This is a genomic window from Pseudomonas sp. GW822-FHT04H02 (genome assembly GCF_058800645.1).
This window is the reverse complement of the sequence record NZ_JBXAMM010000007.1, coordinates 178,681-201,344: the sequence shown is the minus strand read 5'-3', so window position 1 is coordinate 201,344 and position 22,664 is coordinate 178,681. Positions and strand designations below refer to the sequence as shown.

At 62.9% G+C, this 22,664-nt stretch carries 15 protein-coding genes and 1 other RNA gene; 10 read left to right on the top strand and 6 right to left on the bottom strand.

Annotated features, from left to right (window positions below):
* Positions 1-17: 17 nt before the first annotated feature.
* Complete coding sequence (gene dacB, locus AC1RMG_RS27540; protein WP_015634763.1) at positions 18-1,478, bottom strand: D-alanyl-D-alanine carboxypeptidase/D-alanyl-D-alanine endopeptidase; 1,461 nt, start codon at positions 1,476-1,478, stop codon at positions 18-20.
* Positions 1,479-1,712: 234 nt separating this feature from the next.
* Between dacB and AC1RMG_RS27535 the strand changes: the two genes are divergently transcribed.
* Entirely contained in the window at positions 1,713-2,057 is a 345-nt protein-coding gene (locus AC1RMG_RS27535; RefSeq protein WP_011060201.1) for a YggL family protein, read from the top strand.
* A 190-nt stretch (positions 2,058-2,247) separates the two neighbouring features.
* On the opposite strand, the gene AC1RMG_RS27530 is transcribed toward AC1RMG_RS27535, so the two are convergent.
* Entirely contained in the window at positions 2,248-3,438 is a 1,191-nt protein-coding gene (locus AC1RMG_RS27530; RefSeq protein ID WP_015634764.1) for a benzoate/H(+) symporter BenE family transporter, read from the bottom strand.
* A gap of 319 nt (positions 3,439-3,757) precedes the next feature.
* On the opposite strand from AC1RMG_RS27530, the gene AC1RMG_RS27525 reads away from it, so the two are divergent.
* The 3 genes from AC1RMG_RS27525 (at position 3,758) to AC1RMG_RS27515 (ending at position 6,663) form a co-directional block, all read left to right on the top strand.
* The gene (locus AC1RMG_RS27525) at positions 3,758-4,522 is read left to right on the top strand and encodes a GntR family transcriptional regulator (protein ID WP_011060203.1); all 765 of its coding nucleotides are present in this window, start codon (positions 3,758-3,760) and stop codon (positions 4,520-4,522) included.
* Positions 4,523-4,730: 208 nt separating this feature from the next.
* Positions 4,731-5,681 (top strand): LysR family transcriptional regulator, encoded by a 951-nt coding sequence (locus AC1RMG_RS27520; protein ID WP_015634765.1) that lies wholly within the window; start codon positions 4,731-4,733, stop codon positions 5,679-5,681.
* A 148-nt stretch (positions 5,682-5,829) separates the two neighbouring features.
* Positions 5,830-6,663: a hypothetical protein gene (locus AC1RMG_RS27515; RefSeq protein ID WP_015634766.1), complete on the top strand. Its 834-nt coding sequence runs from the start codon at positions 5,830-5,832 to the stop codon at positions 6,661-6,663.
* Between the two features lie 84 nt (positions 6,664-6,747).
* Here the strand turns inward: AC1RMG_RS27515 and guaD are convergent, their stop codons facing one another.
* The 4 genes from guaD to xdhA all read right to left on the bottom strand — a co-directional run bounded on the left by guaD (position 6,748) and on the right by xdhA (position 12,851).
* A complete protein-coding gene (gene guaD, locus AC1RMG_RS27510; RefSeq protein WP_041116876.1) occupies positions 6,748-8,052 on the bottom strand; it encodes a guanine deaminase in 1,305 nt (434 codons plus the stop codon).
* Positions 8,053-8,076: 24 nt separating this feature from the next.
* A complete protein-coding gene (gene xdhC / locus AC1RMG_RS27505) occupies positions 8,077-8,919 on the bottom strand; it encodes a xanthine dehydrogenase accessory protein XdhC (protein ID WP_011060207.1) in 843 nt (280 codons plus the stop codon).
* 85 nt (positions 8,920-9,004) lie between these two features.
* Entirely contained in the window at positions 9,005-11,404 is a 2,400-nt protein-coding gene (gene xdhB / locus AC1RMG_RS27500) for a xanthine dehydrogenase molybdopterin binding subunit (RefSeq protein WP_183000801.1), read from the bottom strand.
* Positions 11,397-12,851 (bottom strand): xanthine dehydrogenase small subunit, encoded by a 1,455-nt coding sequence (xdhA, locus tag AC1RMG_RS27495; RefSeq protein ID WP_019095887.1) that lies wholly within the window; start codon positions 12,849-12,851, stop codon positions 11,397-11,399. The genes xdhB and xdhA overlap by 8 nt, the downstream gene beginning before the upstream one ends.
* A gap of 266 nt (positions 12,852-13,117) precedes the next feature.
* Here xdhA and AC1RMG_RS27490 point away from each other — a divergent pair, with 266 nt between their 5' ends.
* From AC1RMG_RS27490 to ffs, 6 genes are all read left to right on the top strand, one after another.
* Positions 13,118-13,777, top strand: a complete 660-nt coding sequence (locus AC1RMG_RS27490; protein WP_011060210.1) for a GntR family transcriptional regulator — start codon at positions 13,118-13,120, stop codon at positions 13,775-13,777.
* Positions 13,778-13,779: 2 nt separating this feature from the next.
* Entirely contained in the window at positions 13,780-17,268 is a 3,489-nt protein-coding gene (gene smc, locus AC1RMG_RS27485) for a chromosome segregation protein SMC (RefSeq protein WP_493170744.1), read from the top strand.
* A 257-nt stretch (positions 17,269-17,525) separates the two neighbouring features.
* Positions 17,526-18,380 carry a cell division protein ZipA gene (zipA, locus tag AC1RMG_RS27480; RefSeq protein ID WP_047284900.1) on the top strand — a complete coding sequence of 285 codons (855 nt, stop codon included), beginning with the start codon at positions 17,526-17,528 and terminating at the stop codon, positions 18,378-18,380.
* A 125-nt stretch (positions 18,381-18,505) separates the two neighbouring features.
* Entirely contained in the window at positions 18,506-20,872 is a 2,367-nt protein-coding gene (ligA, locus tag AC1RMG_RS27475; RefSeq protein WP_077933648.1) for an NAD-dependent DNA ligase LigA, read from the top strand.
* A gap of 120 nt (positions 20,873-20,992) precedes the next feature.
* Positions 20,993-22,159 carry a zinc-binding metallopeptidase family protein gene (locus AC1RMG_RS27470; RefSeq protein ID WP_103289754.1) on the top strand — a complete coding sequence of 389 codons (1,167 nt, stop codon included), beginning with the start codon at positions 20,993-20,995 and terminating at the stop codon, positions 22,157-22,159.
* A gap of 225 nt (positions 22,160-22,384) precedes the next feature.
* Positions 22,385-22,481, top strand: an RNA gene (gene ffs, locus AC1RMG_RS27465) — signal recognition particle sRNA small type.
* Positions 22,482-22,664: the final 183 nt, after the last annotated feature.

Below are 22,664 nucleotides of genomic sequence, written 5' to 3'. Positions count from 1 at the left end.
GCCGCCAGCGTCGCCGCTTACAGCACCGAAGCGCTGGTCGCCAGTTTCGGCTGGCGGTACAGGTCCAGCAGGACCTGGTCGAGTACCGAAGAGGCGCCGAATGGCCGTGGGTCGTTGAGGATTGCCACCACCGCCCAGGTATTGCCGTTGTCGTCGCGGCTGTAGCCGGCGATGGCGCGTACGGTGTTCAGGGTGCCGGTCTTGATGTGCGCCTCACCAGACATGGCGGTGCGCTTGAGGCGCTTGCGCATGGTGCCGTCCATGCCGGCGATCGGCATCGAGCTGATGAACTCGGCGGCGTAGGGGCTCTTCCACGCCGCTTGCAGCAGGCCGGCCATTTCCCGGGCACTGACCCGCTCGGCACGCGACAGGCCGGAACCGTTCTCCATCACCAGGTGCGGCGAGGTGATGCCTTTCTTCGCCAGCCATTGGCGCACCACACGCTGGGCCGCTTTGGCGTCGTCGCCATCGGCTTCGTTGCGGTACTTGGCCCCCAGGCTCAGGAACAACTGCTGGGCCATGGTGTTGTTACTGTATTTGTTGATGTCGCGGATGATTTCCGCGAGGTCCGGGGAGAAGGCGCGGGCCAGGACCTTGGCATCCTTGGGTACCACGGCCAGGCGATCCTGGCCCTGGATGCTGCCGCCCAGCTCGCTCCAGATCGCCCGCACCGCGCCGGCGGTGTAGGTGGCGTGGTCCAGCAGCGACAGGTAAGTCTGGGAACTGCAGCCATCACCCAACTGCCCGCCGACGGTCACGATCACGCTGCCATCGGCCTGGGTGACGGGGTTGTAGCGCACGTCTCCGGTGCACTGCTTGGTGTTGACCGCCTTGACCTGGTTGTCGATGCGGATCTTGGCGATCGGCGGCTCCACCGAAACCAGGACCCGTCCTGAGTCATTGCGGGCAACGAAGCGCAGGGCCTTGAGGTTGACCATCAGGGCGTCCGGCTTGACCAGGAACGGCTTGTTCTCGTCGTTGCCATCGTCATTGAATTCCGGCAGTTGCGGCTGCACGAAGAAGTTGCGGTCCAGCACCAGATCGCCAGTGACTTGCTGTACGCCATTGGCCCGCAGGTCACGCATCAGCAGCCAGAGCTTCTCCATGTTCAGCTTGGGGTCGCCGCCGCCCTTGAGGTACAGGTTGCCATTGAGGATGCCGCCGCTGAGGGTGCCGTCGGTGTAGAACTCGGTTTTCCACTGGTGGGTCGGGCCGAGCATTTCCAGGGCCGCGTAGGTGGTCACCAGTTTCATGGTGGAGGCCGGGTTCACCGATACATCGGCGTTGAAGATGGTCGGGGTGCCGGGGCCGTTCAGGGGAATCATCACCAGGGACAGGGCGTTATCCGGAAGTTTGCTGGCTTTGAGGGCTTGCTGGACCTTGGGGGTCAGGGTGGTGTTGACCGGGGCCGCGGAAACGGGGAAGGCCAGGGGGAGAAAAACACTGGCCAGCAACAGAGGACGCAACGATTTGATCATATGAAATGGAACCCTGCAGTCGAGGGGAAAAAAGGCGAGGGCATGCAGATAAAATCCCTCAGTGGTCATGAAAGTGTCGGCATTATGCCCCAAGGTATAGCGGCTTGTGCCGTGCCACGGGCCGCTGGGGCGGTATTTTTTTTACCAATGGCAGGGTTGCATCCTCATAGAGTCAGGCAATCGCCTGCCTAAACTGGTAAAGTGCCGCCCGTTATTACTTATGAGGATTGTTCCATGGCCACTAACCGTTCCCGCCGTCTGCGCAAAAAACTCTGCGTAGATGAATTTCAGGAGCTGGGTTTTGAGCTGAACCTGGATTTCAAAGAAGGTCTGGCTGACGAAGCTATCGACGCTTTCCTCGACGCATTCCTCAAAGAAGCGATGGAAGCCAACGGCCTGGGCTATGTAGGCGGAGATGACTTCGGTCTGGTTTGCCTGAGCAAGCGCGGTTCCGTCAGCGAAGAGCAACGTGCCACCGTTGAAGCCTGGCTCAAGGCGCGCACCGAGCTGACCACCGTTGAAGTCAGCCCGCTGCTGGACGTGTGGTACCCGGACAACGCGATCAACCCAGTCGCGTGATGTCATGCATGAGCGACCCGTCCGGGTCGCTCATGCGTTGTTGCCCCAGGGCAACCTGTCGATTTTCCCCTTTGTATCCTTGCCTCTGCCACGGGCCAGCCCCGGGGGTTGTCGTGGGCGCCGTTCGCCGGCAAGCCGGCGCGTGAGCGAGCGCCGGTCGGTGTAGAAGCCGGCTTGCCAGCGAAGCCCTTCAGGCGCTGCGCCAGTTCAGGATCATCAGGGTCACCACCCCGGCAACAATTCCCCAGAACGCCGAGCCGATGGAGAACAGCGTCAGCCCCGACGCCGTGACCATGAAGGTGATCAGCGCCGCTTCCCGTTCCTTCACTTCGCTCATGGCGATGCTCAGGCCGTTGATAATCGAACCGAACAGCGCCAGGGCCGCGATGGACAGCACCAGCTCCTTGGGCAGGGCGGCGAACAGCGCCGCCAGGGTGGCGCCGAAGACCCCGGCGATGCCGTAGAAAATCCCGCACCACACCGCCGCGGTGTAGCGCTTGCTGTGATCCTCATGGGCATGGGGGCCGGTGCAGATGGCGGCACTGATGGCCGCCAGGTTGATGCCATGGGAGCCGAAGGGCGCCAGCAGCAGCGAGGCCAACCCGGTGGCGGTGATCAGCGGCGAAGCCGGGACGTTGTAGCCGTCGGCCCGCAGCACGGCGATCCCCGGCATGTTCTGCGAGGTCATGGCCACCACGAACAGCGGAATGCCGATGCTGATGGTGGCGGCCAGGGAGAAGTGCGGCGTGGTCCATACCGGGGTCGCCACTTCCAGGTGAAAGCCGCTGAAGTCCAGCAGGCCCATGGCCCCGGACAAGGCCGTACCGATCAGCAGCGCAGCCAGTACCGCATAGCGCGGCGACAGGCGCTTGACCACCAGGTAGGTGAGGAACATGCCCAGCACCAGGCCGGTGCGGTGCTGGGCGGCGACGAAGATTTCACTGCCGATCTTGAACAGGATCCCCGCCAGCAGGGCCGCCGCCAGGGACGCCGGGATCTTTTTCATCAGCCGCTCGAAGCTGCCTGTCAGGCCGCACAGGGTCACCAGCACGGCGCAGGTGATATAGGCGCCGATGGCTTCGCCGTAGGTCACTCCGGACAGGCTGGTGATCAGCAGGGCGGCGCCGGGGGTCGACCAGGCGATGGTGATGGGGGTGCGATAGCGCAGGGAGAGGCCGATGCTGCACACCGCCATGCCGATGGAAATGGCCCAGATCCACGAGGAAATCTGACCGCTGGTCAGCCCTGCGGCCTGCCCGGCCTGGAACATCAGCACCAGGGAACTGGTATAGCCGGTCATCATGGCGATGAAGCCGGCCACTATGGCAGACGGCGAAGTGTCGGCCAGAGGGCGTAGCTGCGCGGGAGTGGCATCGGACATTACTGCTGTTCCTTGTTCTTGAAAGACGCAAAAAACCACATCCGGCGCGCATTGATCGAGGCGGGCTCGAGCAATGGGCCAGTAATGAGGTTCAAGGTCCAAGCCTAAACTTAAAAGTAACTTTGCATTGCAATACAGCCGTGACTACAAATAGCCGTACAGTCGTTGAACAAGTCGCGGGCCCGACAACACTTTTTGCTAGTGATGGCCATGGGTTGTGTACAATGTGCCCCTGTTTTAACGCGATACTTGCCAGCGACCCACCGTGGCGTATTAAAGTCACGCTGAAATCGCCGCAGTCCTCCCGACCCGAGTGCCCATGAACGAACAGTTGCAACCTCTCAAGAAACAACCGCGAGCAGGCAAAGCCGGTCGCAGCGGAACCCAGGACGATATTGTCTACGCGCACATCTTTGAGGCCATCCTCGAGCAGCGCCTGGCGCCGGGCACCAAATTGAGCGAAGAGGCGCTGGGGGAGATTTTCGGAGTCAGTCGGACCATCATCCGTCGCGCGCTGTCGCGCCTGGCCCATGAAGGCGTGGTCCTGCTGCGGCCCAACCGTGGCGCGGTCGTCGCCAGCCCGAGCGTCGAGGAAGCCCGCCAGGTATTTCTCGCCCGGCGCCTGGTGGAGCGGGCCATTACCGAACTGGCCGTGCAGCATGCCACTGCCGAGCAGTTGCTGGAGTTGCGGCAGATGGTCAACGAGGAACGCGACAGCTTTTCCCGCGGCGATCGTGGTGCCGGTATCCGCCTTTCCGGGGAGTTTCACCTGAAGCTGGCGGAAGCGGCGAAGAATGCCCCGCTGATCAGCTTCCAGCGCAGCCTGGTGTCCCAGACCTCGCTGATCATTGCCCAGTACGAAAGCGGCAACCGTTCGCACTGCTCCTACGATGAGCACACCCAACTGATCGATGCCATCGAAGCCCGGGACGGCGAGCTGGCGGTGAACCTGATGATGCACCACATGGACCACATCGACAGCAAGCTCAACCTCGACGAGGAAAGTGCCTCGGACGACCTGCATGCGGTGTTCTCGCACTTGCTGCAGACCAAGAAACCGGGGCGGCCAAGCGCCAAGCTCTAAGCTGCAAGCCTTGCGTTTCAAGCAATCCCTCGCTTCGTGTGCTGCACGGAGCGAGGGATTCTTGTTTCTGCGGCCCCTTGCCGGGCCTTGGCTTGGGCATTTTGTTGCGGTTTTTGTTTCAGATTGTATACAGTGCCTGCTTCGAGGCGCATGGCCCGGCAGCAGTCGGCCAAGGCTCGCCTCTCGCCCTGCGAAAGGAGCCCGCGGCATGAGCGGCAGAACGCTACGTATTCATTCCTCCGCGATCCACTATTTCGACATGGTCCGGCGCTGCCGCTCGATCCGCGAGGCTGCCCGGCGCTTGAATGTCGCGTCCTCGGCAGTGAACCGGCAGATTCTCAAGATCGAGGACGAGATCGGCGCGCCGCTGTTCGAGCGCTTGCCCGGCGGCCTGCGCCTGACCATGGCCGGGGAGATTCTCAGCCGTCACGCCAACCTGGTGTTGCAGGACCTGGAGCGGGTGCGCCTGGAGTTCGACGCCTTGCGCGGCCTGAAAAGCGGCCACGTCGAGATCGCCACCGCCGAAGGTGCCACGGTGGATCTGCTGCCCTCGGTGCTCAAGCGCATGCGTGATCACTACCCGCAAGTGACCATCGGTGTGACCGTGCAGGGTTCGCAATCCATTCCCCAGGCCCTGATCAACAGCCGCGCCGACCTGGGCCTGGCCTTTGCTGTGCCACGGGCCGCGGAAATCCGCCAGTTGAGTGTCGGGCATTTCCGCCTCGGGGCGCTGGTCAGCCCGGACCACCCGCTGGCCGAGCGCGGCAGCGTCAATTTCGCCACCTGTGCCGAGCACGGGCTGATCCTGGCCAAGAGCGAGCTATCGATCCATCACCTGCTGGCGCCGCTGCACAAGCGTCTGGGCCTGCTGGACAAACCGCCGCTGCAGAGCAACTCCATGGAGCTGGCGCGGCAGATGGCCCGGCACAACATGGGGGTGGCGTTCCAGACCCGGGTCGGGGTCGAGGCGGATCTGCAAAAGGGCGAGCTGTTGCATATTCCCCTGAGCGACCAGGGCGGCATCTACAGCGACCTGGGGCTTTACGCCCGCAGCGGGCGCGACCTGCCCAGCGCGGTGGAGGCGCTGGCGCATTTGCTCAGTGAGGAGATCGCTCTTCGCGAACGGGCCGAGCGCGCCTTCGGCCAGCCGGTGCTCTGAGTCCGGCCTCCTGGGCCTGTGTTGCCATTTCGGCAGCGCCCTGGTCGATATTCTGTGCTTTGGGCGCTGTAGCGCTTGTGTCGATACTGCGTGCGGTCGGCAGCCAGCGAAGCTGCCTAAAGCCACACCGCCACAGGACATAATAAAAATGAAAAAGGCACTACAAGGCGCAACCCTGCTGATGAGCATGATCGGAGCAGGGGAAGCGGCCGCCCTCGAGTGGATGAACAACAGCGTCGGCTTTCGATACGGCAAGGAGTTCACCAACCCGAACAACCCGCACTACATCAGCAAGCGCATCTACAGCTTCACCCACGCCAGCGGTTACCAGTACGGCAGCAACTACCTGCACCTGGATGTGCTGCTCTCCGACAACGACGACCCGCGCAAGGGCACCAACAAGGGCAGCAGCGAGGTCTACGGGGTCTATCGCCACCAGCTCTATTCCTCCCGGGTATTGGATACGCCGCTGGGCACCGGCCTGATCAAGGACTACGCGCTGACCATGGGTTTTGACGCCAGCCGCAACAACAACCTGGGGTCGGCGAAAAAGCGTGCCCTGGTCTTCGGCCCGACCCTTAAGTTCAACACCGTCGGGGTGCTGGACCTGAGCCTGCTGTACTACAAGGAAAACAACCATTCCGGGATCCCCGGGGCCAAGGACCCGGATCACACCTTCGACGACACCTACCTGCTCAACCTAGCCTGGATGCGACCTTTCGAAGTCGGCACCCACGCTGCCAAGTTCCAGGGTTTCGTCAACTACACCGGGGAGAAGGGCCACGACTACAACTACCGCGACACTGCCCCCGAAACCCTGATGCGTACCTCGTTGATGGTGGCAGTGCTGCCGGGCAAGAACGTCAAGCCCAACCTGTATCTGGGTGTCGGCTACGAGTACTGGCACAACAAGTTCGGGGTGGACGGCGGCCGTGGCAGTCGCACCTCGACACCGACCCTGAACATGGAAGTGACCTTCTAGGCTCGCCCGCAGTCCGGGCCTGGATGCAGGCAAAAAAAATCCCCCGTACGCGTCTGGCGAACGGGGGATTTTCATTTTCCGGGGTTAGCGCTGGTGGACCTGCTGGCCGGCGGCAAAGGTCTGCAGCACGGTGCGATCGTCGCCCAGGGTCATCAGCACGAACAGGGTTTCGGCAATGCTGTTGGCTTGCTTGAGGCGGTAGCTGAGCAGCGGAGTGGCGTGGTAGTCGAGGACCAGGAAGTCGGCGTCGGTGCCCGGATGCAGGGTGCCGATCTTGTCTTCCAGGCGCAGGGCCCGGGCGCCGCCGAGGGTGGCCAGATACAGCGACTTGAACGGGCTCAGGCGCGCGCCTTGCAGTTGCATGACCTTGTAGGCCTCGTTGAGGGTCTGCAGCAGCGAGAAGCTGGTGCCGCCACCGACGTCGGTGCCCAGGCCGACATTGAGCTTGTGCTTTTCCGCCATCGGCAGGTTGAACAGGCCGCTGCCGAGGAAGAAGTTCGAGGTGGGGCAGAAGGCCACGGCCGAACCGGTTTCAGCCAGGCGTGCGCATTCGTCGTCGCACAGGTGCACGCCGTGGGCGAACACCGAACGCTCGCCGAGCAACTGGTAGTGGTCGTACACGTCCAGGTAACCCTTGCGCTCCGGGAACAGCTCCTTGACCCATTGGATTTCCTGCAGGTTCTCACTGATGTGGGTCTGCATGTAGAGGTCGGGGTATTCGGTCAGCAACTGGCCGGCCAGGGTCAGTTGCTCCGGGGTGCTGGTGGGGGCGAAGCGCGGGGTGACTGCGTAGTGCAGGCGGCCTTTGCCGTGCCAGCGCTCGATCAGCGCCTTGCTTTCCTGGTAGCCGGATTCGGCGGTGTCGGTCAGGTAGTCCGGGGCATTGCGGTCCATCATCACCTTGCCGGCGATCATCCGCAGGTCAAGCTTCTCGGCGGCGGCAAAGAAGGCATTGACCGACTGCGGATGCACGCTGCCGAACACCAGGGCGGTGGTGGTGCCGTTGCGCAGCAGTTCCTTGATGAAGATGTCCGCCACTTCATTGGCGTGATCCGGGTCGGCGAACTGGCTTTCGCAGGGGAAGGTGTAGGTGTTGAGCCAGTCCAGCAACTGCTCGCCATAGGCGCCCACCATGCCGGTCTGCGGCAGGTGGATATGGGTGTCGATGAAGCCCGGTGTGATCAGGGCATCGGGATAGTGCTCGACCTGCACCCCGGCGGGCAGCCCGGGCAGCAGCTCGCTGGCGTGGCCGAGGGCACTGATCCGGCCGTTTTCTACTACCAGCAGGCCGTCTTCGAAGTACTCATAGGAGGCTTCGATGCCGACTTCGGCCGGGTCGGCGATGCTGTGCAGGATGGCGGCACGGTAGGCTTTGCGAGTCAAAGGCATGGGGGATTCTCAGTGTGTGGCGTGTCAGTTTGCAGCCTGGCTGCGGCGTGATACCGGCAGCAGTTTGGCAATGGGTTCGGCACTGGCGCTGGGCTGGCCGAAATGGGCGTTATAGGTGGCGATGATCTCGCCGGCAATGGAGATGGCGATTTCCACAGGCAACTTGCCTTTGACTTCGCCGAGCCCCATCGGGCAGCGCATGCGCTGCAAGGTTTCGGCGTCGAAACCGCGGTCACGCAGGCGGTGTTCGAACTTGACCCGTTTGGTCTTCGAGCCGATCAGGCCGAAATAGGTGAAATCGTTGCGCTTGAGCAGGGCCGCGGTCAACTCCAGGTCCAGCTGGTGATTATGGGTCATGACGATGCAATAGCTGCCGGCGGGCAGGTTGTCGATTTCGTCCACCGGTTCTTCGCTGACGATCTTGCGTACTCCAGGGGGGATCTGCTCGGGAAACTCCTGCTCCCGGGAATCGATCCAGCGTACCCGGCAGGGCAGGCTGGCCAGCAGTGGCACCAGCGCGCGGCCGACATGCCCGGCACCGAACACGGCGATCTGCGCCTGCACCTGGCCCATGGGTTCGAACAGCAGCACCGTGGCACCGCCGCAGCACTGACCGAGGCTGGCGCCGAGGCTGAAGCGCTGCAGATGGGTCGCCTGCTTGCCGGCAGCGAGCATGTCCCGGGCGATCTGCATGGCCTTGTATTCCAGGTGCCCGCCGCCAATGGTGTCGAAGGCCTGGGTGGCGCTGACCACCATTTTCGAGCCGGCATTGCGCGGCGTCGAGCCGAGCTCCTCGATGATGGTCACCAGCACGCAGGGTTCACCCTGGGTCTGCAGGTCGGCGAGGGCGCTGATCCAGTTGTACATGTTCACCTCGACATCTTGGTTGTCTGTGTGGGCCTCTTCCTCGGCAAGCCGGCTCCTGCAGGAGCCGGCTTGCCGACGCGGGCCGTTACAGCGGCGCCAGCTCGGCTTGCTGATCCGTGGTCCTGGTCACTTGCAAGCGACGCATCTGCTCGCAGCCCCACAACACTCGCTCCGGTGTCGCCGGCGCATCGATCTGCGGCTGGTGGCGGTAGTCGCCGAGGCTCGCCACCGCATCCTTGATCGCGCACCAGGCGGCGATACCCAGCATGAACGGCGGTTCGCCCACGGCCTTGGAATGGAACACCGTGTCTTCCGGGTTCTTGCGGTTTTCCACCAGCTTGACTCGCAGGTCCAGGGGCATGTCGGCCACTGCCGGGATCTTGTAGCTGGCCGGGCCGCAGGTCATCAGCTTGCCCTTGGTGTTCCACACCAGTTCCTCGGTGGTCAGCCAGCCCATGCCCTGGATGTAGCCGCCCTCGACCTGGCCGATGTCGATGGCCGGGTTCAGCGAGGCGCCGACGTCATGCAGGATGTCGGTGCGCAGCATCTTGTACTCGCCGGTCAGGGTGTCGACTATCACCTCGGCGCAGGCCGCGCCGAAGGCGAAGTAGTAGAACGGCCGGCCCCGGGCCTGGGCACGGTCGTAGTAGATTTTCGGGGTCTTGTAGAAGCCGGTGCTGGAGAGCGACACCTGGGCAAAATAGGCCTGCTGGATCAGTTCCTCGAAGGTCAGGATATGCTCGCGGACCCGCACGTGGCCGTTGTGGAATTCCACATCTTCTTCGCTGACCTGATACTTGCGCGCGGCAAATTCCACCAGGCGGTTCTTGATGGTCTGCGCCGCGTTCTGCGCGGCCTTGCCGTTCAGGTCGGCACCACTGGAAGCGGCGGTGGGCGAGGTATTGGGCACCTTGTCGGTATTGGTGGCGGTGATCTGCACCCGGTCGATGTTCACCTGGAATACCTCGGCCACCACTTGCGCCACCTTGATGTTCAGGCCCTGGCCCATTTCGGTGCCGCCGTGGTTCAGGTGGATGCTGCCGTCGGTGTAGACATGGATCAGCGCGCCGGCCTGGTTGAGGAAGCTGGCGGTGAAGGAAATACCGAATTTCACCGGGGTCAGTGCCAGGCCCTTTTTCAGGATCGGGCTGTTGGCGTTGTACAGGCGGATGGCTTCGCGGCGCTCGGCGTACTGGCTGCTGGCTTCCAGTTCGGCGGTCATTTCCTCGAGCATGTTGTGCTCGACGGTCTGGTAGTAGTGGGTGACGTTGCGCTCGGTCTTGCCGTAGTAGTTGGCCTTGCGTACCGCCAGAGGGTCCAGGTGCAGATGGCGGGCGATGGCGTCCATCACCTCCTCGATGGCGACCATGCCCTGCGGGCCACCGAAGCCGCGATAGGCAGTGTTCGACGCCGTGTTGGTCTTGCAGCGGTGGCCGTTGATGGTGGCATCGCCCAGGTAGTACGAGTTGTCGGAGTGGAACATGGCACGGTCGACGATGGATGCCGAGAGGTCCGGTGAACAGCCGCAGTTGCCCGCCAGTTCCAGCTGGATGCCGTGCAGGCGCCCGCTGCTGTCGAAGCCCACGTCGTATTCGACGTAGAAAGGGTGGCGCTTGCCGGTCATCAGCATGTCTTCGACCCGTGGCAGGCGCATCTTGGTCGGCTGGCCGGTCAGGCGTGCCACCACCGCGCACAGGCAGGCGGGGCTGGCGGCCTGGGTTTCCTTGCCGCCGAAGCCGCCGCCCATGCGCCGCATGTCCACCACTATCTTGTTCATCGAGACGTCCAGCACTTCCGCCACCAGCTTCTGCACTTCGGTGGGGTTCTGGGTCGAGCAGTAGACGATCATGCCGCCGTCTTCGGTGGGCATCACCGAGGAGATCTGGGTTTCCAGGTAGAAGTGTTCCTGGCCGCCGATGTGCAGCGTGCCCTGGATGCGGTGCTCGGCACTGGCCAGGGCGCTGGCCGAGTCGCCGCGCTGGTGGGTGTGGCTGTCCAGCACGAAGTGGCGCTTGCGCAGGGCCTCGACCACGTCGAGCACCGGCTCCAGGTCTTCGTATTCGATGATCGCGGCCATGGCCGCCTTGCGCGCGGTTTCCAGGTCCCTGGCGGCCACCGCCAGCACCGGCTGGCCGACGAACTCCACGGTGTCGATGGCCAGCAGCGGGTCGCCGGGCAGCAGCGGGCCGATATCCTTGAGGCCGGGAATGTCCTCGTGGGTAATGGCGATGCGCACGCCTTCGAAGGCGTAGCAGGGGGCGGTGTCGATGCTGATGACCTTGGCGTGTGCCCGGTCCGACAGTCGCGCGTAGACGTGCAACTGGTTGGGGAATTCCAGGCGGTCGTCGATGTACACCGCTTCGCCGGACACATGTTTGTCGGCGCTGTCGTGCTTGACGCTGCGGCCGACGCCGCTGGTCAGGTCCTGGTGAAACAGGGCCGTGAGTTCGGCCTGGGTCTTCTCGACCTTGTGATGATTAGACATAAGCGGTCACCCGGGTCTCGATGTGCGGTGCATGCAGTTCGATGAAGTATTTGCGCAGCAGGTTCTGCGCGCTCAGCAGGCGGTATTCCTTGCTGGCGCGAAAATCCGAGAGCGGGGTGAAGTCTTCTGCCAGGGCGGCGCAGGCCCGCTCGATGCTCGATTGATTCCAGGGCGCGCCGATCAGTGCGGCTTCGCAGCTCTTGGCGCGCTTGGGGATCGCCGCCATGCCGCCGAAGGCGATGCGCGCATCGCTGACCACGCCGTTGTCGATGCGCAGGTTGAAAGCCGCGCAGACCGCGGAAATGTCGTCGTCCAGGCGCTTGGAGACCTTGTAGGCGCGGAACAGCCGTTCGGCGCTGGCCCGGGGCACGATGATCTTCTCGATGAACTCGCTTTCCTGGCGGGCGGTGACCCGGTAATCGATGAAATAGTCTTCCAGGGCCAGGGTGCGGCGCACTTCGCCCTTGCACAGGACGATCTGCGCGCCCAGGGCAATCAGCAGCGGCGGCGAGTCGCCGATGGGCGAGGCGTTGCCGATGTTGCCGCCCAGGGTGCCCTGGTTGCGGATCTGCAGCGAGGCGAAGCGCTGCAGCAGTTCGCCGAAGTCCGGGTACTCGGCGCGCAGGGCGTCGTAGCAGTCGGTGAGGGCGGTGGCGGCGCCGATTTCCAGGCGATCGTCGAAGTGCTCGATGCGCTTCATCTGGGCAATGTTGCCGACGTAGATCATCACCGGCAGGGTGCGGTGGAACTGGGTCACCTCCAGGGCCAGGTCGGTGCCGCCGGCCAGCAGCCGGGCTTGCGGGTAGGCGTCATAAAGGTCGGCCAGATCAGCCACCGTCAGCGGCACCAGGCAGCGCTTGTCGCCACTGTTGAGCTCACCGGTGTCCTTGGGCGCAATGGCCTTGAGGCGGCTGATGGTCTCGGCCTGGCGCGCATCGAACTGATCGCTCTGCCCACCACAGCAGGCCTGCTCGGCGGCGGCGAGGATCGGCCGGTAGCCAGTGCAGCGGCAGAGGTTGCCGGCCAGGGCTTCATGGGCCTTGTGGGCGTCGGGCTGGCTGCTGTTTTTCTGCAGGGCGAACAGCGACATGACGAAGCCCGGGGTGCAGAAGCCGCACTGCGAGCCGTGGCAGTCGACCATGGCCTGCTGCACGCTGTGCAGTTGCCCCTGGTGCTTGAGGCCTTCGACGCTGATCAGGTGCTTGCCGTGCAGGGAGGAAACGAAGGTCAGGCACGAATTGAGGCTGCGATAGCGAATGCTTTCGCCGCCTTGCGCATCCGTCTGCAACTCGCCCACCACCACGGTGCAGGCGCCGCAGTCGCCGCTGGCGCAGCCTTCCTTGGTGCCGGGCTTGCCCAGGTGCTCGCGCAGATAGTTGAGCACGGTCAGGTTGGGGTCCAGGGCATGCTCGCTACGGAGTTCCTGGTTGAGTAAAAACTGGATCACGGAAGGCCTCGCAGACTCATTATTGTTGTTAACCGACGTCAGCCGAATTTAGTCATGTCTGACTTTTCGGTCAATGATTTTCTGACTTCAAGGTCAGGAAATTTTCGACTCCAACAATTCAAGTATGAACGGCTATGGAAAATTGCTCGGATCACGGTCAATTTGCTTATTTCGTGCCAAATTCCGCCCCTTGGGCACTCCGCGATGAAGTGGCAATTGCGCTACACTGCGCGGCTTGTGCCGATTAAAGATTTTGAAGGAAAACCATGACGTTCAAGGCGCCGGACAGCCTCGCCGAGCAAATTGCTCACCACCTCGCCGAACGTATCATTCGCGGGGATCTCAAGCCTGGGGAGCGCATTCAGGAACAGAAGGTCACCTTGGCCCTCAATGTCAGCCGTGGTTCGGTCCGCGAGGCCTTGCTGATCCTCGAGCGCCGCCATCTGATCGCCATCCTGCCGCGCCGTGGTGCCCATGTGACCGAGCTCACCGAGCACAAGGTCCGCAGCCTGTGCACGCTGATGAGCGAGCTGTACATCCTGCTGGGGAACTCGGTGGCCAGCGGCTGGACACAGCAGAGCGACATGACGCCATTCCTGCAGATCCAGCAGCGCCTGGAGAGTGCCTACGAACGCCAGGACATCCGTGCCTTCGTCGAAGACAGCTTCAGCGTGATGCGCGCGGCTTATCCGTTCGCCAACAACCCCTACCTGCAGGAGACTGTCGAGAACCTGCAGCCGGCCATGAGCCGCGCCTATTACCTGGCGCTGGACCAGCGCAAGGCGTCCATGAGCGAGTACCTGGCGTTGTTCGAGCAATTGCTGGCCGCGGTATTGGCCCGTGACCTGGTGCAGATCCGCCAGGTGCTGACGGCCTACGCCGAGCGCAGCAGCGATCTGGTGGTATCTGCGTTGGCGGATGCGTAAACGTGCGACTCAAGTGCATCAAGCTGGCGGGGTTCAAGTCCTTCGTCGATCCGACCACGGTGAACTTCCCCAGTAACATGGCGGCGGTGGTCGGGCCCAATGGCTGCGGCAAGTCGAACATCATCGACGCCGTGCGCTGGGTCATGGGCGAAAGTTCGGCGAAGAACCTGCGCGGCGAGTCGATGACCGACGTCATCTTCAACGGCTCCACCAGCCGCAAGCCGGTGAGCCAGGCCAGCATCGAACTGGTGTTCGACAACTCCGATGGCACCCTGGTGGGCGAGTACGCCGCCTATGCGGAAATCTCCATTCGCCGCAAGGTGACCCGCGACAGCCAGAACAGTTATTTCCTCAACGGCGCCAAATGTCGCCGTCGGGATATCACCGACATCTTCCTCGGCACCGGCCTGGGGCCACGCAGCTACTCGATCATCGAGCAGGGCATGATCTCCAAGCTGATCGAAGCCAAGCCCGAGGATTTGCGCAACTTCATCGAGGAAGCCGCGGGCATCTCCAAGTACAAGGAGCGCCGGCGCGAGACGGAAAACCGCATCCGCCGCACCCACGAGAACCTCGCCCGCCTGACCGACCTGCGCGAAGAGCTGGAGCGTCAGCTCGAACGCTTGCATCGCCAGGCCCAGGCCGCCGAGAAGTATCAGGAGTACAAGGCCGAGGAGCGCCAGCTCAAGGCGCAACTGTCGGCCCTGCGCTGGCAAGCCCTGAATGAGCAGGTGGGCCAGCGCGAGTCGGTGATCGGTAGCCAGGAAGTCAGCTTCGAGGCCCTGGTGGCCGAGCAGCGCAACGCCGATGCCGCCATCGAACGCTTTCGCGACGGGCACCACGAGCTCTCCGAACGCTTCAATCTGGTGCAGGGGCGCTTCTATTCGGTGGGCGGTGACATCGCCCGGGTCGAGCAGAGCATCCAGCATGGCCAGCAGCGCCTGCGGCAGTTGCAGGACGACCTCAAGGAAGCCGAGCGCGCGCGCCTGGAAACCGAGTCGCACCTGGGGCACGACCGCACTTTGCTGGCGACCCTGGGGGAAGAACTGGCCATGCTCGAGCCCGAGCAGGAAGTCACCGCCGCCGCAGCCGAAGAAGCCGCCGCGACCCTGGAAGAAGCCGAAACCACCATGCACGGCTGGCAGGAGCAGTGGGACGCCTTCAACCTGAGTTCCGCGGAACCGCGGCGCCAGGCGGAAGTGCAGCAGTCACGCATCCAGCAGCTCGAAGGCAGCATGGAGCGGCTGTCCGAGCGCCAGCGACGCCTGGGCGAGGAGCGCGAGTTGCTTTCGGCCGACCCGGAAGACGCGGCGATCCTCGAACTCAACGAACAACTGGCCGCCAGTGAGGCGACCCTGGAAGATCTGCAAGCCAGCGAGGAGTCCCAGGTCGAGCGCCTGGAACAACTGCGCCAGCAATTGCAGCAGGCGACCCAGGCACAGCAGCAGGCCCAGGGTGAATTGCAGCGCCTCAATGGCCGGCTGGCCTCCCTGGAAGCCTTGCAGCAGGCCGCGCTGGACCCTGGCACCGGCACTGCCGAATGGTTGCGTGAGCAGCAGTTGGCCGAGCGTCCGCGCCTGGCCGATGGCATGCATGTGGAAGCGGGCTGGGAGCTGGCGGTGGAAACCGTGCTTGGCGCCGATCTGCAGGCGGTGCTGGTGGACGATTTTACCGGCCTTGACCTCGCGGGTTTCCAGCAAGGCGATCTGCGCCTGCTGAGCCAGCAAGGCGATGCAATGCGCATCCCCGGCAGCCTGCTGGACAAGGTGGAATCCACGGTGGATCTGTCGCCTTGGCTGGGTCAGGTCAAACCGGTGGAAAACCTCGAACAGGCCCTGGCCTTGCGGGGGCAACTGGCTGCCGGACAGAGCCTGATCAGCCGCGATGGCTACTGGGTCGGCCGGCATTTTTTGCGGGTGCGCCGCGCCAGCGAAGCGGAAAGCGGCGTGCTGGCCCGGGGCCAGGAAATCCAGCAATTGACCCAGGAGCGCGATGAGCGCGAAGCCAGTGTCGAGGCCCTGGAAAGCCAGTTGCTCAACCTGCGGGCCCAGCAGCGCCAGCAGGAGAACGGTCGCGAGCATCTGCGCCGTCTGCTGCAGGACGAAGCCCGCCAGCAAGGTGAGCTGAAGGCCAAGCTGTCTGCCGGCAAGGCCAAGGCCGAACAACTGACCTTGCGGCGTACCCGTCTCGATGAAGAGCTGGTGGAGCTTGGCGAACAGCGCGAGCTGGAACACGAACAGATTGGGGAGGCGCGCCTGCAATTGCAGGACGCTCTCGACAGCATGGCCCTGGACACCGAGCAGCGTGAGCTGCTGCTGGCCCAGCGCGACAGCCTGCGCGAGCGTCTTGACCGGGTGCGCCAGGAAGCGCGCCAGCACAAGGATCACGCCCACCAGTTGGCAGTGCGCATGGGCTCGCTCAAGGCCCAGTACGATTCCACCCGGCAGGCTCTGGAGCGTCTGGAGCTGCAATCCGAGCGTCTGACCGAGAAGCGCGAACAACTCAGCCTCAACCTGGAAGAAGGCGAGGCGCCATTGGAAGAGTTGCGCCTGAAGCTCGAAGAGCTGCTGGAAAAGCGCATGACCGTGGATGTGGAGCTCAAGACCGCGCAGATCGCCCTGGAAGATGCCGACCGCGAACTGCGCGATGCCGAGAAGCGCCGCAACCAGGCCGAGCAGCAGTCGCAGTTGATTCGTGGTCAGTTGGAGCAGCAGCGCATGGAATGGCAAGCCCTGACCGTGCGCCGCAAGACCTTGCAGGAGCAACTGCTGGCCGACGGCTACGACCTGGACGGCGTGCTGGCGACCCTGACCGCAGAAGCCAGCGAGCAGGCCGCCGAAGAAGAGCTGGAACGGATTGCCGCACGGATCCAGCGCCTGGGCGCAATCAACCTGGCGGCCATCGACGAGTATCAGCAGCAGTCCGAGCGCAAGCGCTATCTGGATGCCCAGGATGCCGACCTGGTGGAGGCCCTGGAAACACTGGAGAACGTGATCCGCAAGATCGACAAGGAAACCCGTAATCGATTCAAAGATACCTTTGATCAGATCAACGGCGGTTTGCAGGCACTCTTTCCAAAAGTTTTCGGTGGCGGCAGCGCTTATTTGGAACTGACGGGCGAAGATCTACTCGATACAGGGGTAACGATCATGGCGCGTCCTCCGGGCAAGAAGAACAGCACCATTCATTTGCTCTCCGGTGGCGAAAAGGCATTGACCGCATTGGCCCTGGTATTTGCCATCTTCAAGTTGAACCCGGCGCCGTTCTGCATGCTCGACGAAGTTGACGCACCGCTGGATGACGCTAACGTTGGACGCTACGCGAGATTGGTTAAAGAGATGTCGCAGACCGTGCAGTTCATCTATATCACCCACAACAAGATCGCCATGGAAATGGCTGATCAGTTGATGGGGGTAACGATGCACGAACCCGGTTGTTCGCGCCTGGTAGCCGTGGATGTCGAGGAGGCGATGGCGATGGTGGACGCTTGAGTCCGGGCGACTGAGGCGACTGTAGGGGGCAAGTAGGGGGGATTTTTCCCATTACCCAGCTGGCCAATCGATATATTGGCCCTAGCCGTTGCGACAGACGGTGTAAAGTTGCCTTTGGTCGTGCTAGTTTAATGTCAATTTTTCCTATGCGTGGGCAAAACGCCATTCAGAACATAGAGTTGGCGCCACGTTTTAAAGCGGTTTGCAGATTGTAAACCCCTTATTTTTCAGCATTTTTTATAGAGGCACGGGATTACATGGAAATCGGTCTGCGCGAGTGGCTGATCGTCATCGGCATTATTGTTATCGCCGGTATTCTTTTTGATGGCTGGCGGCGTATGCGCGGCGGCAAGGGGAAGTTGAAGTTCCGTCTTGATCGAAGTCTTTCCAATCTGCCGGACGATGAAGGCAGTGCCGAGCTGCTGGGCCCGCCCCGCGTTCTGGATACCCATAAAGAGCCGCAGCTGGACGAGCATGACCTGCCGTCGGTCAGCATGCCTGCCCGCGAACCGCGGGAAAGCTCTTCGTCCAAGCGCGGCAAGCGCGGTGGCGAGCCGCATCAGGGCGACCTCAACCTGGACCTGGATCTGGACAGTGGCCCGAGCTTCAGCAGCCGCGACGATGATTTCCCGGCTGAGGAAAGCAAGTCCGCGAGCCACAGCGACAAGGACCAGCCGCAAGCCGAAGAAGTGCTGGTGATCAGCGTGATCTGCCGCGACGCTGCCGGCTTCAAGGGGCCGGCCCTGTTGCAGAACATCCTGGAAAGCGGCCTGCGTTTTGGCGAGATGGATATTTTCCACCGCCACGAAAGCATGGCTGGCAACGGCGAGGTGCTGTTCTCCATGGCCAACGCGGTCAAGCCGGGCGTGTTCGACCTGGACGATATCGACCACTTCAGCACCCCGGCTGTCAGCTTCTTCCTCGGCCTGCCGGGCCCGCGTCACCCCAAGCAAGCCTTCGACGTGATGGTGGCGGCGGCGCGCAAGTTGTCTCAGGAGCTCAATGGCGAGCTCAAGGACGATCAACGCAGCGTCCTGACTGCCCAGACCATCGAACACTACCGCCAGCGCATCGTCGAATTCGAACGCCGCGCCCTGACCCAAAAGCGCTAAGCTCCTGAAGCCAGCCCCTCCATGTAGGGGCTGGCTTGTACAGGAACTGGCTTGCCAGCGAAGTCCTTGCCCCAATCTTCAGATCGAGCAGCCTAGGCTGCTCTTTTGCTTTGTGAGAGAACCCCATGACCGCCGCCGAAACCCGCATTCTTGAGCTGCGCGCTGAGCTGGACCAGCACAATTACCGCTACCACGTACTGGATGAACCCAGCATCCCGGATGCGGAATACGACCGGCTGTTCCGTGAGCTCAAGGCCCTGGAAGCCGAGCACCCTGAACTGGTGACCAGCGATTCGCCAACCCAGCGTGTCGGCAGCGCAGCGCTTTCGGCCTTCACCCAGGTGCGTCATGAAATCCCCATGCTCAGCCTCGGCAACGCTTTCGAGGAAGTCGACATGCGCGAGTTCGATCGCCGGGTCAACGAAGGCCTGGACCTGCCGGCCGGTGATCTGTTCGGTGGCGGCGCGGCGGTGGAGTACAGCTGCGAGCCCAAGCTCGATGGCCTGGCAGTCAGCCTGCTGTACCAGGATGGCGTACTGGTACGCGGCGCCACCCGTGGCGATGGCACCACCGGTGAAGACATCAGCGTCAATGTGCGTACCGTGCGCAACATTCCCCTCAAGCTGCAAGGCAGTGGCTGGCCGGCAACCCTGGAAGTGCGCGGTGAAGTGTTCATGTCCAAGGCCGGCTTCGAGCGCCTGAACGCTGCGCAACTGGAAGCGGGCGGCAAGACTTTCGCCAACCCGCGCAACGCAGCGGCGGGCAGCCTGCGCCAGCTGGATTCGAAGATCACCGCCAGTCGGCCCCTGGAGTTCTGCTGCTATGGCCTGGGCCAGGTCAGCGCGGACATCGCCGACACCCATATCGGCAACCTTGAACGGTTGAAGCAGTGGGGCATGCCCATCAGTCGTGAACTGCGGCTGGCCAAGGGCATCGACGAATGCCTGGACTACTACCGCGAGATCGGCGAGCGGCGCAATGCGTTGCCTTATGAGATCGACGGCGTGGTGTTCAAGGTCAACAGCATCGCCTCCCAGCGGGAACTGGGTTTCCGTGCCCGGGAGCCGCGCTGGGCCATCGCCCACAAGTTCCCGGCCATGGAAGAGCTCACCGAGCTGCTGGACGTGGAGTTCCAGGTTGGTCGTACCGGCGCCGTGACGCCGGTGGCGCGCTTGCAGCCGGTCAAGGTGGCCGGGGTCACTGTATCCAACGCTACTTTGCACAACATGGATGAAGTGGCGCGCCTGGGCTTGATGATCGGTGACACGGTGATCATCCGCCGTGCCGGCGACGTGATTCCGCAAGTGGTGCAAGTGGTGACCGAGCGTCGTCCGGAGAACGCCCGCCCGGTGCAGATCCCCGAGAGCTGCCCGGTCTGTGGTTCCCACGTAGAGCGCACGCAACTGGTCAAGCGCAGCAAGGGCCGGGAAACCGTCAGCGAAGGTGCGGTGTATCGCTGCGTTGGCCGGCTGGCCTGCGGGGCCCAGCTCAAGCAGGCGATCATCCATTTTGTATCCCGTCGTGCCATGGATATCGAAGGCCTGGGGGACAAGACCATCGAACAGTTGGTGGACGAGAACCTTATTGCCTCGCCGGCTGATCTCTACAGGCTCAGATACGAGCAGATCATCGACCTGGAAGGCTTTGCCGAGGTGTCCAGCAACAAACTGCTCAAGGCCATCGAAGACAGCAAGCGTCCGGCCCTGGCGCGCTTCATCTATGCCCTGGGTATCCCGGATGTCGGCGAGGAAACCGCCAAGGTCCTGGCACGCTCCCTGGGCAGCCTGGAGCGGGTTCAGCAGGCACTGCCGCAAGTGCTGACCTATCTGCCGGATGTCGGTCTGGAAGTGGCTCACGAAATCCACAGCTTCTTTGAGGACAGTCATAACCAGGAAGTCATCGGTTCCCTGCTGGCGGCAGATCAATGCGGCCTGGTGCTGCAGGATCAGGGCGAACTGGGCGCCGAATTCGCCGCCAGCACCACCCTGGGCGGCATGCTCGACAAGCTCAACATCCCTTCAGTAGGCCCGGGCGCCGCGCAGAAACTGGCCGACAAGTTCGGCTCACTGCAAGGCGTGATCGAGGCCGACTGGCTGGACATGCGCCAGGCGCTGCCAGAGAAGCAGGCCAAGGCGGTGCGTGAATTCTTCGACAACCCGGCCAATGCACAACTGGCCCAGGCCATCGAACAGCAGCTGCAGGCCTTTGGCATGCATTGGCAAAGCGAGAAGAAGGTGGTTGCGGGCCTGCCGCTGGCGGGGCAGACCTGGGTGCTTACGGGCTCCCTGGAACTGATGAGCCGCGACGTGGCCAAGGACAAGCTGGAAAGCCTTGGTGCCAAGGTGGCGGGTTCGGTCTCGGCGAAGACTCACTGCGTGGTGGCCGGCCCCGGCGCCGGTTCCAAACTGGCCAAGGCCAACGAACTGGGGCTCAAGGTGCTGGACGAAGAAGCCTTCGTGGCTTTCCTGACCGAGCACGGCGTCCCGACCTGACCTGTAGCCGCTGCCGTGCCTTCGGGTGCGCCTCGTCGCCAGCGGCGCAGTGGTACGAATCTTGGAACCCCACAGGCTTGCCCATGATCTAGTCTTGGCAAGCCCCAGGGAGGATTCGCCATGTACCGCTTCTTCGAGCAGCTCAGTTCCCGGATCGCCGCACCCTTCGTCGGCGACCGTTCACGTAATAGCAAACTCTGGTCCTGCCGCTGCGGGCAATCGCTGTTCTTTCGCAACAGCCAGTGCCTGGCCTGTTCGGCACTGCTTGGCTATGCACCGCACCTGGGTCTGCTGTCTTCCCTGCAGCCCGGGCCGGCGGGCGATACCTGGGTGCTGGATGCCAAGCCCGAAGCCGGCGCCTTCAGGCGTTGCGCCAACCTCGATACCCCGGCAGCCTGCAACTGGCTGCTGCCGGCGCATCTGACCGACAGCCTGTGCGTGGCCTGCAAGCTCAATCGCACCATTCCCGACCTGTCCATAGCCGAGAACCCGGAGCGCTGGCGCAAGGTGGAAATTGCCAAGCGGCGGTTGGTGGCGCAATTGCTTGACCTGGGGCTGCAGGTGATCCCCAAGGGCGAGGATGAGCAGGCCGGGCTGGCCTTCGATTTCATCGGTGTCGATCTGGAGGGCAGGGCGCCGGTTACCGGGCATGCCAACGGCCTCATTACGCTGGATATCAAGGAAGCCGACGACGCCCACCGGGAAAAGATCCGTGCCCAGATGCATGAGCCTTACCGCACCCTGCTCGGGCATTTCCGTCACGAAGTGGGGCATTACTACTGGGACCGGTTGATAGCCAACAGCCCCTGGCTGGAAGCCTTTCGCAGCCTCTTCGGCGATGAACGCTACAGCTACGCGCAAGCTCTGGAGCGGCACTACCAGAAGGGCGCGCCGGCTGGCTGGCAGCAAAGCCATGTCAGCGCCTACGCCACCATGCACCCCTGGGAAGACTGGGCGGAGACCTGGGCTCACTACCTGCACATGGTGGATGCAGTGGACACCGCCTTGGGTTTCGGCATGAGCGCCCGGGACGTCGACCTCGACTACCAGCCGTTTCCCTTGAGCAGCCTCTATGATCCGCAGCATCCAGGCGGGCCGGCGTTCCTGGCTTTCGTCAACGCCTGGATCGAACTGGCGGGCATGCTCAACGAACTGTCCCGCAGCATGGGCCAACCGGATTTCTACCCCTTCATCCTGCCGCCCGCGGTGATTGCCAAATTGCATTTCATCCACCTGGTGATCCAGCAGGAAGGCGGCCGCGCCGACGAAGTCCTGTCCCTGGACTGATCCTCTCCGTCCTGTAGGGGCGAGCTTGCTCGCGAAGGCCCCAGCGCGATTTCCCTGATGCACCGCGATGCCTGTTTCGCCAGCAAGTTCGCCCCCACGGCAGGTGGGCCACGGCCAAGTGCTTGAAGCCCATCGAATTTTAATCTGCAGCCAGCGGTTGTAAGTTCGACTCAGATAGGTACAATGGCGCGGCTCGCCGTCAGGCGAGCGTCGTTATGGTGACCCCATCGGTCCCCCCGCAACGATTACCCGTGAACCTGGTCAGAGCCGGAAGGCAGCAGCCACAGCGGGAACATTGTGTGCCGGGGTGTGGCTGGTGGGGTTGCCTCCAATCCCTAAATCCTTGATTTTATAAGGATTTGTCAGTCAAAAATCTCGAAGTGTGACAGCGTTTAGGTACACCTAAGTGTGCACTGTGCTGGGCATTCTATCTAGGCACCATTCTTATCCCAAGCTCTTTTAGGTCCTCGATCTCGGTATTGGGTTCGTCTCGTGCTGCCTGCGA